10 protein-coding genes are annotated in these 14,743 nt (G+C 51.4%); 2 read left to right on the top strand and 8 right to left on the bottom strand.

Annotated elements, in window-relative coordinates; all coding sequences use genetic code 11:
• Positions 1-6: 6 nt before the first annotated feature.
• Positions 7-651, bottom strand: a complete 645-nt coding sequence (locus AC0YOA_RS08060) for a bifunctional 4-hydroxy-2-oxoglutarate aldolase/2-dehydro-3-deoxy-phosphogluconate aldolase (protein WP_475786162.1) — start codon at positions 649-651, stop codon at positions 7-9.
• Positions 652-1,021: 370 nt separating this feature from the next.
• Here AC0YOA_RS08060 and AC0YOA_RS08055 point away from each other — a divergent pair, with 370 nt between their 5' ends.
• A complete protein-coding gene (locus AC0YOA_RS08055) occupies positions 1,022-1,687 on the top strand; it encodes a FadR/GntR family transcriptional regulator (RefSeq protein WP_475786161.1) in 666 nt (221 codons plus the stop codon).
• A gap of 139 nt (positions 1,688-1,826) precedes the next feature.
• Here AC0YOA_RS08055 and AC0YOA_RS08050 read toward each other — a convergent pair whose 3' ends face one another.
• Genes AC0YOA_RS08050 through AC0YOA_RS08040 form a run of 3 tightly spaced genes read right to left on the bottom strand, consistent with a single transcriptional unit; the run spans position 1,827 to position 8,232 of the window.
• Entirely contained in the window at positions 1,827-5,690 is a 3,864-nt protein-coding gene (locus tag AC0YOA_RS08050) for a heparinase II/III domain-containing protein (protein WP_475786160.1), read from the bottom strand.
• 48 nt (positions 5,691-5,738) lie between these two features.
• A complete protein-coding gene (locus AC0YOA_RS08045; RefSeq protein WP_475786159.1) occupies positions 5,739-7,034 on the bottom strand; it encodes a hypothetical protein in 1,296 nt (431 codons plus the stop codon).
• Complete coding sequence (locus AC0YOA_RS08040) at positions 7,027-8,232, bottom strand: DegT/DnrJ/EryC1/StrS family aminotransferase (RefSeq protein WP_475768354.1); 1,206 nt, start codon at positions 8,230-8,232, stop codon at positions 7,027-7,029. Before AC0YOA_RS08040 ends, AC0YOA_RS08045 begins: the two co-directional genes overlap by 8 nt.
• Before the next feature lie 216 nt (positions 8,233-8,448).
• On the opposite strand from AC0YOA_RS08040, the gene AC0YOA_RS08035 reads away from it, so the two are divergent.
• Positions 8,449-9,828: an extracellular solute-binding protein gene (locus tag AC0YOA_RS08035; RefSeq protein ID WP_475786158.1), complete on the top strand. Its 1,380-nt coding sequence runs from the start codon at positions 8,449-8,451 to the stop codon at positions 9,826-9,828.
• A 59-nt stretch (positions 9,829-9,887) separates the two neighbouring features.
• Here the strand turns inward: AC0YOA_RS08035 and AC0YOA_RS08030 are convergent, their stop codons facing one another.
• The 4 genes from AC0YOA_RS08030 to AC0YOA_RS08015 all read right to left on the bottom strand — a co-directional run bounded on the left by AC0YOA_RS08030 (position 9,888) and on the right by AC0YOA_RS08015 (position 14,733).
• Complete coding sequence (locus AC0YOA_RS08030) at positions 9,888-10,778, bottom strand: carbohydrate ABC transporter permease (protein ID WP_210037903.1); 891 nt, start codon at positions 10,776-10,778, stop codon at positions 9,888-9,890.
• A 12-nt stretch (positions 10,779-10,790) separates the two neighbouring features.
• Complete coding sequence (locus AC0YOA_RS08025) at positions 10,791-11,747, bottom strand: ABC transporter permease (protein ID WP_475768356.1); 957 nt, start codon at positions 11,745-11,747, stop codon at positions 10,791-10,793.
• A gap of 30 nt (positions 11,748-11,777) precedes the next feature.
• Complete coding sequence (locus AC0YOA_RS08020; protein WP_475786157.1) at positions 11,778-13,376, bottom strand: type 2 periplasmic-binding domain-containing protein; 1,599 nt, start codon at positions 13,374-13,376, stop codon at positions 11,778-11,780.
• A 121-nt stretch (positions 13,377-13,497) separates the two neighbouring features.
• Positions 13,498-14,733 (bottom strand): DegT/DnrJ/EryC1/StrS family aminotransferase, encoded by a 1,236-nt coding sequence (locus AC0YOA_RS08015; RefSeq protein WP_475786156.1) that lies wholly within the window; start codon positions 14,731-14,733, stop codon positions 13,498-13,500.
• Positions 14,734-14,743 lie beyond the last annotated feature (10 nt).

Here is a 14,743-nt window from a genome sequence, read left to right as displayed (position 1 = left end):
CTCTCCCTATTCTCTCGCTTTTTGGATTTCCAGTCTGAATTGCCGAGCTAAATCTGTAAGCTCACCGTACCGCTCCTCTTCAATCGCACTCTTGTTCGTTAAAGAACTTCCGATGCCGACGGCCACAGCGCCTGCACGAATAAATTGGCCCGCATTGTCCAAGGTAACTCCACCTGTTGGCATCATCGGTATATGTCCTAATGGAGCCGACAGCTCTTTTACATAATTGATGCCCAGTGAGGAGCCCGGAAAAATTTTGAGCATGTCCGCACCATATTGATATCCCTTCACGATCTCGGTCGGCGTCATAACTCCTGGAATCGAGATCCTGCCATATTGATTGGTTAGACGGATCGTAGCTTCATCCAGGATCGGAGAGAATATAAAATCAGCGCCTGCTTCGATCGCTGTCTTCGCTGTTTGTTCGTCTAATACGGTACCTGCGCCAACCAGGACCTTCCCTTCGTATCTCTCTTTCAAGCAGGCAATAATTTCATATGCCCGGTCTGTATCAACCGTAACCTCCAGCGCTTCTACGCCGCCTGCCACCAGTGCATCCGTAATACGGATAACCTTGTTATACGGGGGTCGTCGAATAACTGCAACGATGCCGGAATCCTTTAACTGCTGCAGCTGCTCCGTTTTGTTCATGATAATTCCACCTCTTAACGTGTCGCATTTTTTGTTCATCCTGTATCAATCTATTCATAAATCCGGTGGTGAAGCCGTCTCCCGCATCCACCGGATCAACCTCCTATCCTCCTCCTCCTCCACAACGGCAGGCAATATAGATCATATCTATATTTAATTGATCTATTAAATATGTATAAAAACCCGATCTATAATAGCATTTCACAACTAAAATGACTAAAAAACCACAATACATTGTTTATAGATCGGATCTTTATGAAGGTATCATAGTATCTTTATTTCTAGATGTCAATACGTTTTATTATTAGGAGAAGCTTGTACGATTGTGTTAGTATAAACCTAATATGAAGGTACACAGGGGATTGTTACGATGAAAAAAACGACATTCGCAATGACAGTTGATGTGCTTGAGCAGAAAATTAGAAGTGGGGAATGGCCGACTGGATCACGCATTCCAACCTTGCAAGAAATCTCCAAAGATCTGGCAGTTAGCGTATCTACTATAAGAGAAGCGCTGCGGACTCTGGAAAGCCAAGGAAACGTCAGTATCGAGCATGGACGGGGAATGTATGTACGCAACGATCCATTATTGTTGGAAGATCCTACAGCAGATCTTAAGGAATTGGGGGATATTTCTCTTGTCAAATTGCTGGAAGCCAGATTGCTCATTGAGCCCAAACTGGCTGCCCTAAGCGCAGAGCATGCCACACACTCCCAAGTCAAGCAGCTGCGTGCGCTGGCTGACTCTATGGTTAACCAGATGGAAGAAGGGGGTCCATTTCTGGATACCGATCTTTCCTTCCATCATCTCATTGCAGAGTCAGCACAACACCCTGTCCTATTTCGCATGATGGAGTCAATCTATCCACTTCTCTCCGAAGGCCGCAAGCAAACTAACACCTTGCCTCATATGCGTACCAAAGCATCCAATTATCACATCTTAATTGCGATTGCCATTGAGGAACGACACAGTGAGCAGGCAAGGCAGCTTATGCATAGTCATATCTACGACATGCTTGAGGCATTAAAGAAATAGCAATGGGGGTAACCGATATCCCGAAACGGTCAAGAATTTTGCAGATTGGCAAATAAAAAGGGAGGGTAACAAAGTCATGAAAGACCTTGTTGCCCTCCCTGAGTTGTATCCCGTCGATCCATATACACCTTTCGCCTATTCAGTTCACCTCAATTTGCAGCAAGCCTGCACGGCTTATACCGCCTGACTCTACGGTCGTGCCAATGACAGCGGTGCCTTTGTTATGCGCCTTCAAGACATCCTGCCCGTTGACGCTAGCGACCTGATTGTGACTGCTTTTATACTTCGCATCATAACCGGACAAATCTACATCGGTGCCATCCGGGTAAAACCCCTTGACCTCCAGCTTGACTGATTCGTTTCTGAATAATTGCGTCTTGTCGGCTATGATCTTTACCTCCGAGAGCCACCGCTTCTGTCTGGCAAGTGGAATGGTAAATGCGTTGCCTGCAGCCAAGTCGTAGAGGAAGCCCTGCGACATATCCGTCGAATCGGCGTAAGAACGGACGAACGTTGTGTCGCCTATATCGAGGACGTACAGTCCTTCACTCAGCGCCTTAATCCCGCGGATCATATAAGCCGCGCTGCGCACTCCATCGTTCTGAACGTAAATCATGGTCCCGGGCAAGCTGTCTGGATTCAATCCCTGCAAATCGAGTTGCACCGTCATCCGGTTCTGCCGGGAAAGGTCTTTCGTGAAATCAACGACAGTGCCTTGAAGCCTGCTTATGCCTGCATTGGCAAAAGATGTACCCTGCATTCCTACCTTGCCTATATAAGCACCGTCATTGACATAGGAATAAAGAGGCTGACCGTCTTTTTCCGAATAAATCCCAAACGTGCCCTGGAATCGAATTGATCCGTCAATCGTATAAACGGCGTCCCGGTTCAAGGAACTGACGATATAATCGATCCGGCCATCCATCAATTCGACTTTGACGGCACGAACATCCTTCAAGTCCTCAATCACGGAGTCCTCTTCCGATACTACCGCCGCCGGGGAAATGCTGCGGATGAAGCGCTGCTCCTTATAAGGCTCGATGACGGATGTGAACGTGCTTTGCAGATTTGTTCCGCTGCGATGGGCGATCAGGTATTTGATGCTCTGCGGATTTCCCGGCTTGTTTTGAGGCGGAACTCCGTCTGCAAGCGCGACATCATCCACATCCCCAACCATGGTCAGCCTCACATGCAGATCCTCCGGCTGAGGCAGCACCTTCCATGTGTCCATCACATCATAATCGACGCTGAATGAATCTGCCGGATTGTCGTCGCGCTCCACATTTTTAAGCCAGTGGAAGCCCGCACCCGTATATCCGGCGCCGGAGACGCTGTCGTCCGTAGGACGCTGGCCAAACGCAATATCCGGACCTGCATACGTCCCCGCTGCCTGCGGCGTCAAGTTCAGCCCGACTGCCGTAACCGGACCTTCCGCAGCATGAAAGCTGAAGTGATGCTCGCTGCCGCCCTTGACCCGGAAGAAGTCGACGAGGTAAGAATTGGTTTCATCCACGCGGACCATCGCTGTCGTACGCTTATATAATTGTGTCTGAGGATAAGGCTCAGGTGCTTCGACATCCATCAGCTTCACCATGGAGCTGTTATCGTACAGCTTGGGCGTACCGTCCCATTGCGGTTGTTGTTTCTGCTTGTCGACAAGCACTGTATTATGGCTGATCGTGTTTTGAACCCATTCGAACCGGTTCACATCGGTTGCGTTCGCCTGCTCGGGATAGCCCAGATCCGGTGCAAGATCCAGCCCGAAGCCATATAAACCCAGGTTCAGCGTATCCCTGTGCCCGTGTCCGCCGCTTCGTCCGTAGTAGAGCCATGCGGCGCGGTCCGTATCCAGACCCGCTCCATCGCGCAAGCCCGTAAACCCATATCCGGTCAGATTGCTGCTGCCGAGCTTAAGCTGCCCATGAGTCTCAATCACCGACTCAATGCTGCTTGCCACCTTATCAGGTTCAGGAGTGTAAACATCCGAGTGAATCCCCTCTGTGCTGCCGCCATTAAGCATGTAAGCCAGTTGGGCGTAAACAGGGTCGTTGAACTTCTCGAAGGCTTGTATGGATTGGGACTTGTCGACCAGGATGCCGGGTTGACCCGTCGTTCCGCTGTCGCCGATGGAAGGTGTATATTTGTCAAGCATCAGGAGTGGATACATCGCCTGGAACATCTTTTGAAACTTGACGTTCTCGTACAAGTCGGCCGCCGGATATTTGTCGTAACCATCGAGGGCATTAGCCGCTTCGAGGTAGGTGCTCAGCCATAAGCGGTTATAACCCGGGCCCGCTTCATTGCCATGCCCGTCCCGGTCAACATCGTTCACCAGGCTGTACAGCACGTTCCCGCCCGTCACTCGGCGGGGGATTTCGTTAATAAAGCCGCCTGCCTGGAAAGTATAATCCAGCCACAACTTGGTTTCGGGCAGCGTATCGTGAACGACGGCCGCCAAGGCGACAGCGCTTTGATGGAAACCGTTATTGCCCCGGAGCTGATCCCAATAAACGCCTGGCTGCACCTGGCGCAAAATATTATCCTCGATGCTGCGGCGGAGCCCGGTACCGTTTTCTTTAAAAGGCAGATCGAACTGCTCTCCCTTGGATTTCAGGAATTGGACAACTTCTGGGTCGTCGTATACAGGGAAAAAGACGTCATAAGCGGTGATAAACGATTTGACAAGTCCGCTTTCCCAGATCGAGCCAACTGCTTTGCCGTCGCCCGTTCCGCCATGCGAATTCACATAGATGGCATTGCTGAATTGAGCGACATCCAATGAGGGGTAGACATCGGCGATCCGATTGAGCAGAATGGCTCCCGCACGCGCATATTTCATGTCCCCTGTATAGATGTAAGCATCCCGAAGCGCATTCAAACCGCCCTGAATATTTGCCGGACCTCCATACCAGGCGAACCAGTGGGCGTAATAGGCGATAAACGTATACCGTTTATTCGTTGCCGGATCGACCCAACCGTAACCATCGTCAACTCCCCAATCCGGACCTTTCTCGGGATAAAGCGTGTTTACGAGCAGACTGCGATCGGCCAGAGAAGGATCGAAATTGTTATGTTCATCCAAGCCGCTGCGATAATAGGCGCCGAAGTCATTGGTGGGAAATTTATACCCGCTAGCCGGGTCCGTGATTTTCCACGGCTCGTTAAGAGGGTCCGCCTTCCAGGGATAATTCCCGTAGGACTTCAGATCACCCGACACCGGGCTGAAATTCCCGGTCAGCTGATTCGTGTTATAGCTGCGCGGGACAGCCTGCGTCGGCACAAGGCTCCACAATTCCTCATAACCCAATGCCGCATAAGTGTCCGCTTTCATCTTCACGGTGTTCAGGAGCGATGCCGCCCAGTCGAATTGCCGGACATTATTTCTCGCGGCATCGAGTTTAATCTGGTTGTAAAGGGTGCTGCGCGTTTTGCTGCTTGTGACAGCGTCCTGATCGGTCAAGACAAGCCGTGAGGGATACATGAATGTCCCTTCGCCGTTTCCCATCCCGCTGCCCTTTGATTTCACCGTGATCTGGAAGGTATGCTTGCCCTCTGCTAACTGCAGCTGGTCAATATATAGATCCGCTCTGGGATATTGACCCGTTACACTGTAGAAACTATACTGGCCCTGACGGACCCCGTCTATGCTCAGATCAGCCGTGCCGCCATCCGAAGCGGTCATTCCGCCCAGCTTCACACTGTAACGGCCGGCTTGCGCCACCATGAACTCGAACGTCCGCGACGGCTCGGCCAGGGTCGAATGAATCTGCACTCCGCTGGCGGCAGACGTTACCCGGGGCGCAGCATTTGGATCGCCGACAAGCGCAACGGCAGTGCCGGAAGCAGGCTCTGTTCCGAAGTGGTACACGGTTGTGTCCGGCATAATGAATTCCTCTGTCTCATCCGACGCATTGGAGATGCGCGGTTCTGCTAATGGAAATAACGAAAGCATAATCAAACAGCACAGCACCGTTGATAGCCGCCTGCGAATCTGTACAATCATTCATATCCCTCCTCGGTTTTGGAAACGATTTACGCAGCGAGGTTCCCCCTATAATCGTGATATTCCCCTTTGCAGCAGTAAAGCAGCACCCCCCTTGACCAATTGCTCCACGGAATGCGCGAAAGGCGATGGCAATCCGAAGTAATAGCCGGATTCCTCGGACTCGTATCCGCCTTCTCTGAGCTGACTCTCTGTAGGCAAATAGCCGATCATGCCGTTGCTGTACGGCAGCGGCAGAACTCCGCCGGCAAGTGATTTTGCGAATAATCCGTATTCGACGACGGTTTCGGCATTAATGGCGAGCAGAGACAATCCCTGGGCGAGATTCAGGCAACTGAGCTCTAATGGTATAGAAGGCAGAAGCCGTTCCGGATAAGACAGAAGCAGCCTGCTCCATTCTCCGGATATGCCTCCACGGGAAGCCTCGTTTTGCAAATCTTCGATACCGGGCACGCGCTGAAACGGCAGCGCAATTGCCAGGCGCTCCGAACGAATGGATGAGCATGGCAGCACTTCCATCGGGGATTGAAGAACATGTATCACCTCATCAGCCAGCGTGCGGCCCAGCTCCACTATGTCTGTCGTGTCTCCCCGGTAAAATTGGGCGTCACGAATGAGTGCCGGACGAATATCGCCGCAGCAGCCCTGCAGGAAAGAGGCGGCGGCTCCTTCTCCGATTGCGCGTTCCACTATCTCCATGGCAACACCGGGAAACTCGGAGGTGACGCTGTTGTCTCCCGTAGTGGTAGGATGGCATGCGTAATGGAACCATACCCCTGCCACCTTCCCTGAAGATGCACGAAACCGGATCACAACGACTTCCGGATCGGAAGGTCCTTCCGGGTTTGGCGCCATCGTCATCTTCACTCCGTTACGACGCCGGCGATGGATACCGATGCGGCACTCCCCGCTCCCGCGCTCGATGGTCACGGGCTCCAGCCGTCCGAAGGCTTCTGCAATGCCGTCCATCAGCTTCATTTCCAGCAAGCGTATATACCGGACATCGGGAAGACCGAGCGATGGTGTGAAAAGGCAGCTCGTTTGCGGACCGAAGTGGGTATGGCTAGCATGCAGAATGACGGACGATTCCGGCAAGCCCCAACGCTCCCGTATGTCCAGAGCGAGCTTGGTTACCCGTTCGGAACCCCACCAGATCAAATCGGCTTGAACGACCAGTGCCCGCTCCGGCTCAAGACCGGCGGCACCCCCGTTTTCGAACAGCCAAACCTTGGCGAACAAGGGGCGGTCAATGGATTCGAATACGGAATGCCGGTGCGCGAACCCGGCCAGCGGCAGCGGTTCTTTCGGTGTAATATCAACCGTTACGACGCCCAGCCTAAGCATGTTCCCTCCCGGCCAGTATGGAATTCGTCACCTTCTTAACCGCCTTTGCAATATCGTACATATCCTGTTCCTCCGCCAGCAGAACGTTCTGGTGCAGCCAGAGTACTTCCTTCTCGCTCGCTCTTTCGCTTACCGGACAAGGCTTGATGCGGTGCTCGCCGGTCCACTTCTCAATCTCGCGGATAACCGCCTCATTGCGGTTCAAGGAGATATAGCCGTAACCGACCGGTATCCCCTCAGAGTTGATATGCCTGATTATCAGGCTCTTATCCATCGTAATCGCAGGTTCCAGCTTGAACATGTATAAATGATTGGCGTGGCGGGTGATCCGCGGATCCCTTCGAATCGTGCGAATGCCCTCTATCTCGTCAAGCAATTCCGTCAACAGCTTTCCGTTGCGCTCCCGCTTTGCCATCTGTTCGTCGAGTCTCGTCATTTGTCCAAGCAGCACGGCAGCTTGAAACTCGGTCATTCTCAGGTTCCAGCCGATATGCTCATGCTGGTACCAGGCGCCCTCGCGAATCCGGCCGACATTGGTCAGCGACCATGCCTGATCGGCAAGCGCCTTGTTATTCGTCAGGATAATACCGCCCTCTCCGGCATTAATGTTTTTACTTGACTGAAAGCTGAACGTCCCCATATCTCCGATGGTCCCGACACTGTTCCCCTCCCACTGCGCACCGACGGCTTGCGCCGAATCCTCGATCAGACGTATCCCATGACGGTCCGCAATTTCCCGCAGCCGCGTCATGTCCGAGGGTGCCCCCGCGAGATGAACGGTCAGGATCGCTTTTGTTTTCGGCGTAATCGCCTCTTCTACCCTTTCCGGATCAAGCAGCAGCGAATCCGGCTCTACATCGGCAAATACAGGGATAGCGCCGAACATCAAGGCGGAGGTTGCCGTTGCAATAAACGTATATGGCGGCATAATCACTTCGTCGCCAGGCTGAACCCCGGCAGCCTGCAGGGCAATCGTAATGCCGATCGTACCGTTCACGACAGTGACTGCATGAGATGCCCCATGATATGCGGCGAACTGTTCCTCAAATTCAGGCAGCTTGATGCGCCCGACACCGCCCCATTTTCCCGAGTGCAGAACTTCCAGGAGATGGCGCTCCTCCTGTTCTCCGTAGATGGGCCATTCCGGGAACGGCGTTGTTCGAACAGGGCTTCCACCTTTGAATGCTAATGTCTCCATTTCCAAGTCCCCTTTCCTTATCATTTAAATATACGTATCATACCTGTATTCTATGTGCATGCGCAAAACAGACCGTTCTTCGTGACCGATAATTGTAGGATTTATGACCGGTTTATTAACAACAATCTTACATCTGTATTTCACTTGTATTCTTTTTTTCGTTGCATTACAATATTGAAGTAATAAGCAGTTTAGACAGGGATAGGAGTCATTACATTGAGAAGAGAGAATGAATTCCGATATTTAACATTAGCCAATATTCTTCGTGAGCAAATCCATTCCGGCTTTATCAAGCCAGGAGAATTTCTATTATCCGAGAATGAGCTTTGCAAGCATTACGGCATGAGCAGAACCTCTGTGCGCAAATCGCTGGATCAGCTTCTGCTGGAGAAGCTGATTGTCAAGAAGGTCGGACAAGGCACCATCGTCTCCCCTGACCTCGTTGTGGAGGCATCGCCCAATAAAGTTCTGCGCATTTTCACCACCTCGCCCTCCAACTTCTATGATCTATGCATGCCCCTGCTCATTGAGGCGTTTCAGAAGAGAAATCCGAATGTGGAAGTCAAGTGCATGAGCTTCTCTGGCGGTGATTTCTGGGACTCTATCAATACAAGCATGGATCTGGGCTTAAAACCTGATCTTATACTCGTATCAGACCGCCAGTTCGGCGAAGCGGAAAATTTGGAACAATTTACGGATCTGCAGGACAAGCTTGGCGGCAGCCGGGAAGCCATTTACCCGAGATTATGGCAATCTTTCAGCGATTCGGGCAGGTTAAAGGCGCTGCCCGTTACTTTTTCCACCGTGTATCTTGCCTATAATCCGGATTTATTTCAGCGGTATGGCGTAACCGAACCTTCCCCATCCTGGACCCGTGATGATTTCCTGGAAGCCGCCGGGCAGCTGACTATGGACTTGAACGGCGATGGCATTAACGACGTATACGGTTTGTCCTTATCGTCATCCCTCAGCCGCTGGCCCGTCATTGCACTGCAGAATGGCGTGAATTTTAAGGCGATTGACAGCTCGGACCCGATCCTGAATACTCTGAAATTCCTTCATCACCTGTTATACAAGCATCGCTCTGCGGCACTCTCACCCAGAAATGCGCTCAACTCCGAATCGTTCACGCGGGAGAAGGCGGCGATGGTCCTGACAACCTCGATAGAGCTTGCCGGCTGGAAGCATCAGACGATGCCTTTCACTCCTAAGATTGCCCCGCTGCCATTCGGGAAGCAAAAGAAGACCATGCTAATCGCCAATGTTCTCATGCTGCCCAAGAACAGCGAAGAACCGGAGTTGGCTCTGCAGTTTCTGCAAACAGCGGTAAGTCCGGAAGTTCAGGAGCAGTTGAGTGCGACAACGGGCTTTATTTCAGTCCGCAATCAGATTAATGAAGCGATATGGAGCCAACCTGGACTGGAGTCGCTCCATATCTATGACGACACGATCGAGAACAGCCTTTTTCTGTATGAAATCTTTGAAGATGCGCATCTCGTCGATGAGCTGGAAGCCGAAATGACCCTGTTCTGGGCCGGTATGGAGTCCGCTTCGGAATTGGCTGAGAGGATGAAGCTTATTTTAACGAAGTCATAATTCCATACGGATCCGACAGCTCCGGAGAAATTCTGCTGCTCCTGATGACAGTCTTTTTCTTATCCCTTAATCGAACCCAGCAGCATCCCTTTAACGAAATACCGCTGCAGGAACGGATAAATCACCAATACTGGAATGATAGCGACCACGACCGTTGCCATCTTGATTGTCTCCGGAGGCAGCGTTTGCAGCAGCATGGGATTGGATATCGCAAGCTCCTGACTCACGTTGGGCGTCTGGATCATATTCCGCAGGACAACCTGTATCGGATACAGCGCCTTGTCGTTCAAATACATAATCCCCTGGAAATATGCGTTCCAATGGCCAACTCCGTAGAATAACCCGATCGTCGCCATAATAGGGGCTGACAGAGGCAGTACGATACGAAATAAGGTTCCGACATCGCCGCAGCCGTCCACCTTGGCCGCTTCTTCCACTTCGGCGGGCAAATTCTCAAAATAGGTTTTCATGATCAGCATATTAAAGGTAGAGACCAGACCGGGGATGATGAGCGCCCAGACCGTATTCATAAGGCCTGTTGCCCTTACGACCAGGTACAGCGGAATGAGGCCGCCGGAGAACAGCATCGTAAACACAATGACTATGAGGACGACATTCCGGCCGGGAATAAATTTCTTGGATAACGGATACGCCAGCAGGGTCGTTACGGCAAGATTGAGGAAGGTCCCGACTAACGTGATGAATATCGTAATTTTAAGTGCCTGTGGAACGGTCCGGCTTGAGAAAATCGCCTGAAAGGCCTCCAGCGTAAGCGAGGACGGCAGGATGATAAAGCCTCCGTTTCGCAGCACTTCCGAGTAAGGGGTAATCGATACGATAAACACATAGTACAGCGGAAAAAGGGTAAGGAAGCCGAAGATGCCAAGCAGCGCGTAGATCCCGGCATCTACGATCCGATCCGATTTCGATTTATACAGAGAATGGGACATACGTTCGACCTCCTACCAGATTCCCGATCCACCAAGTTTTTTGGCCATCCTGTTGGCTCCGATAATAAGGATGAAGCCGATCACGGATTTGAACAGATTCGTTGCGATGGCAATGCTGAACTCAAGCTCCTCGAGCCCACGGCGGAATACCCATGTATCGATAATGTCTCCAACCTCGTATACGCGCGCATTCAGAAAAATATAAATTTGTTCAAAGCCGGCATCCATGATATGGCCGATCCTCAGAATCAGCAGCAGCACGAATACGTCCCGGATTCCCGGCAGCGTGACATGCCACATCTGCCGCCATCTTCCTGCGCCGTCCACAACCGCGGCTTCATAAAGCTCCTGATTAATCGTGGCCAGCGCGGCAAGATAGATGATCGCTCCGAAGCCCGTATTTTTCCAGATGTCGGTAAGCAGAATGATTGGCCGGAAATATTCGTTGCTTGCCAGGTAATTGACCGCGTTCCCGCCCAGCTCGCGGGTATAGTAATTCACAATCCCGGAATCCTGGGCCAGGAAAGCAACAGCCAATCCGTATACGATTACCCAGGACAGAAAATAAGGGCCGTAAGTAACGGTTTGGATGAGCCGCTTAAACCATAGGATGCGTACCTCATTCAGCATGAGGGCCAGCAAGACGTCAGGCAGCATATTGAACAGGATCCTGTAGCAGCTGATCAGCAGTGTATTGCGAAGCAGTTCGTAGAAATCGGGTGTATGGAATATGATTCTGAAATTGTCCAGGCCCACCCACTCGCTGCCCAGGATCCCTTTACCCAGGCTGTAATCCTTGAACGCAATAATCATGCCTGCCATCGGGACGTAGTGATAAACCGCATAATAGAGCAAGCCTGGAACCATCATCAGATAAAACCAGCGGTATCGGTATAAGGCTCTTGCAATCCGATGGCGAATAGGTTCACTGCCCGCCGGGGAACGCCCGAGAGCCGCGTTTTGCTTCATCCGTGTATTCCCCCTCTGCGCTTGCGTGATTTACTTGATGACTCCGGCCTTTTTGATCTGTTCGGTGTAGGTATCGATCATTTGTTGACCGCCGTACTTTGTCATCAGCTCTTCCTCGTATTTCGGCCAGTTGGACGCATCCGGCTCATCGAACAGCACTTGTACCTGGTATTCCCTCATTTTTTTGCGGAAATCGGCAAGGTTGAAGCCAACTGGCGGAGCAACATTCGTTCCGATTGAAGGATACAGCTTATACGACTGAATCGTTTTGCTGATTTCACGGTCGCGGTCCGACAGTCTCTCATCGACGACTTCAAGTCCAAGCGGCTCATATTCCGGGTTATGCGAGTAGAAGAAACGATATACCTCCTGGAAATTACCCTGTTCAATGACATCCTTGCTGTACGCATCCAGGTCAGACTGCGTCACGGTAATCGTATTGCCGGCACGCGTATAATGTTTGCCCTCAATCCCGTAATTGATCAGCAGGAAGCCTTCCTCACTTGCCATCCAGTCCAGAATTTGCACCATCCGGTCGATCTTCGCAGGGTCTTTCTCTGCTGTTTCGCGGGAGAACATAAACGGCTGGTCAGGCAGGTTCTCCGTCCATGTGCCGGTTTGGGCAAAAGGATGGAACGGCATCCAATTAGCCTTGGGGTTTAAGGCTAACGTTTTGTTCTGGATACTCGTCGGCTCGCTGTCATAAGCGAATGATTTGCTGCCTCCGACAATAATGCCTGCTTTGCCGCCGACAGCCTTATCCACATTCTCGGTACCCTTGAGCAGGAACCAGTCCGGATCCACCGTGCCTTCCTTCATCATGTCCTTCACACCCTGCAGCACCTGCTCAACAGCCAGATCGCTTTGAACGTCAACATATTTGTTGTCCCGAACCATAAGCGCTCCGATCAATCCGTTCTCGATCCATTGGGGGAAATCAAAGGAGAGAGATGTGCCGTTCCCGACAGTCGTCAAACCATACGTATCGTTCTTGCCGTTCTGATCCGGATCATCGAATGTAAATGCGTGCATCACCTTCATCATTTCTTCATAGTTGGCCGGTATTTGCAGCTTCAGGTTATCCAGCCAATCCTGACGGATATAATAGGATCGGTATACCTCACGGGGGAAAATAAGCGGGGCCCGTTCGAATTTCCCTTCGACTGCATAGCGTTCAAGCTCCGTCTCGCTGATCCATTTGAAATAGTTCGGCATTTTCTCAGGGGTCACAAACGGCGACATATCCGCGGTGACACCGTCCAGGATAAATTTCTGGGAAGCTACTCCCGTCGCCGTAAACAGGTCCGGGGTATCCCCCGAAGCGAGCAGAAGGCTGATCTTGCTGTCAAAGTCTGCGCCTGAAGGCATGTACTGGATATTGAGATCGACATTGAATTTTTCTTCGATTGCTTGTCCGATAAAATCCGCATCCCCTTCAGGAAGCACAGCATCTCCCGATGAAGTGACAAACCAATTCAGCTGGAGGCGTTCCTTATCGGAATCCTCCCCGGCAGCGGTTTCTTCACTCGCGGGATCGCCGCCGCTCTTGTTGTCGGAAGAACAAGCACCAAGTATCAGGATAAATGTCAGCATCATGGCAAGCAATACATTCAGCTTCAACACTTTCATGAATCGCGACCTCCTTAACGTCAATATAACTAACACATAAAATACGATATATGTATCGTACCTGTATTATATTCTGATAAAAAAACAAACGTCAACTATAATTTTGAGCTTGCAATCGCTGTCAATTCTTTTGATAATGATCGGATACCTTATGGACTGCTTTTATGATGTCATTGATATCCGAATCCGTGTAATATTCATTCACATTGATTCGAACGGCCGTCCTCAATATCTCCTCCGCATTCGGACATAATCCCCGATCATAGGTAATGCCGGTTATATCGAAAGGAAAAGGGCTGCCAGGATACGCACTCCGCTGTTGAAACATCGGCTGCATATAGACGACATCCGGAATATAGCCGGCGCTGCACGGAATTCCTTCAGCAGCAAGCGCCTCACTGAACTCGTTTCGGCTGCAGCCCAGCTCTTCTTCGTTCACCCGAAGCATATAAAACCAGAATGTGCTTGTATTGCCCTCTACAACGCAATGAGGGGTGATACCGCGGATCCCTTCGATTCCGGCGCTGATCCGACTGCCGTAATCGGTTCGCTGCCCGCAGATCCAGCTGAGCTTCTTCAGCTGGGCGATGCCGACCGCCCCTTGAAGTTCCGTCATCCGGTAATTGGGTGCAAGAGTCTGGAGATCCCGCATGACGCTGCTCCCAAAACGCCGATAGTTCTTGTCTGCGAATGCATGAACCGTATGATAATCCTCCTCTTCTCCCGAATTGACCGTAACCATGCCTCCGTCACCGGTTGAGATATGCTTGAAATCATTGGTGCTGAAGCAGCCGTAGTCGCCGATTGTACCCGCAAGCCTTCCCTTGTACCGGCTCAGGTAGCTTTGGGCGCAGTCTTCGATCACCTTAAGCTGATGCCGTGCGGCGATGTCCATGATCGCATCCATATCGCAAGGATTTCCGGCTAGGTGGACAACGACAATCGCCTTTGTCCTGCCTGTAATCCGGGCCTCCACGGACGCAGGGTCCATATTGTAGGTATGCGGCTCGAGATCGGCAAATACGGGAATCGCATTCTGATACAGAATTCCAACCAGTGTTCCCTGGTCCGTGATCGGACTTGTAATAACTTCATCCCCTAGGGTAACGCCGGCCGCCCCCAAAGCGATATGAATGGCTCCCGTCCCCGACGAGGCGGCAACGCTGTAATTTACTCCATAGATATGGTTGAAGTCGCGGAGAAACTGCTTCACTTTGCCGCCGAAGTGATAGAATAGCGTATTCTGCTGCAAGGCTTCCATTAATTCCTTCGCTTCCTCGATTCCAAATCGCTGTCCGCTGCCGAACGGCCCGCTCTTCACTTTCGGACCGCCGTGAATAGCCAATTGGTCTTCCATGTTGAAAACC

The organism is Paenibacillus sp. JT22N12, from assembly GCF_056269365.1.
Note: the sequence above shows the minus strand (reverse complement) of the source record. Positions and strands in the feature narration are given on the sequence as shown.